1 protein-coding gene is annotated in these 1,133 nt (G+C 53.7%); it reads right to left on the bottom strand.

From position 1 onward, the window contains the following. On the bottom strand, nt 1-1,133 hold a 1,133-nt coding region (locus tag AB4405_RS24330), incomplete at both ends, for a VCBS domain-containing protein (protein ID WP_372063114.1).

The raw sequence follows: 1,133 nt of genomic DNA, 5'->3' as shown, positions 1-1,133 counted from the left end.
ACAATAAAGGACTCAACTAGGGTGTCACCCACATCAAGCGCTTGCACCTGCGTTAAGGTGTTATCGATGATGTAGGTCCACGTGCCGTCCGCCAAAATAGACAGGCTGCCTAATGTGGTGCCAACCGACGTTCCTACTCCAGCATTAAAGACGTTTTCACCCGCGTCTTCGTCACTGATGACCAGCTGCTCGGTCGCAACGAGGTTATTACCCACAACCGCGACATCTTCGGTGAGTTCATCGCTATCACCACTGACGATGGTCGGCGCGCCGTCCACCCCTTGAATGGTCACAACAATGTCTTGATAGCTGCTGCCATCAATCGAGTACACGCGGAACACCTCGTCACGGCTGTCGCCGTCACCCAGCTCTTGCACACCCGTTAATGAGTTATCAACGCTGTAGCTCCACTGCCCATCAGCGGTAATGGTTAAGCTGCCCAGTGGTGAGTCGCCATTGCCATTTTGCTGGCCTTCGACACGCGTAGTATCGAACTGTGCTTCGCCGCTGTCGGCATCGGCGATATCAATATCACCGCTGTCGGTCAAAATGCCCGCCGTATCTTCAATCACCGAGCCCGGCTCATAACTACTGATTATGCTTGGATCTTCTGTGCCATTCACGGTCACCGTAATGGTGTGCTCGGTGCCGTCGGCGCTTTTCACGATAAAGGATTCGGTTAGCGTATCGCCCATATCCAAAGATTGGATTGGTTTGGAGCTGTTGTCGACGGTGTAGGTCCATTGACCATCGCTGCCAATCGTCAATGAGCCATATGTGGTACCTACTGACACGCCAGAGCCCGCAATGAAGGTCTCTTCATTGGCGTCTGTATCGCTGATCACTAAGGTATTGCTGGCGACTAAGTTGCCGTCAGTATCTAAGTCGACCGCCGCGTCTTCGGTGGCGTCATCGCTGGCACCACTGACAATGCTCGGTAAGTCGTTAACACCGGTGATGGTAATCACGATGTTGTGGGTAGTGCCGTCTTCACTGAGTACTTGGAAGGTCTCGGTGCGCGTTTCGCCTTCAGAAAGCGACTGCACTGAGCTGTCGGTGTTGTCAATTTCGTAATTCCACGCCCCGGTGGCATCAATGGTTAAGGTGCCCACCGGTGTGAGGCCGTTGCCATC

Source organism: Vibrio sp. 10N.261.51.F12 (assembly GCF_041471725.1).
In the GTDB taxonomy this organism is placed as follows: Bacteria; Pseudomonadota; Gammaproteobacteria; order Enterobacterales; family Vibrionaceae; genus Vibrio.
This window is presented reverse-complemented; position numbering and strand designations above follow the sequence as displayed.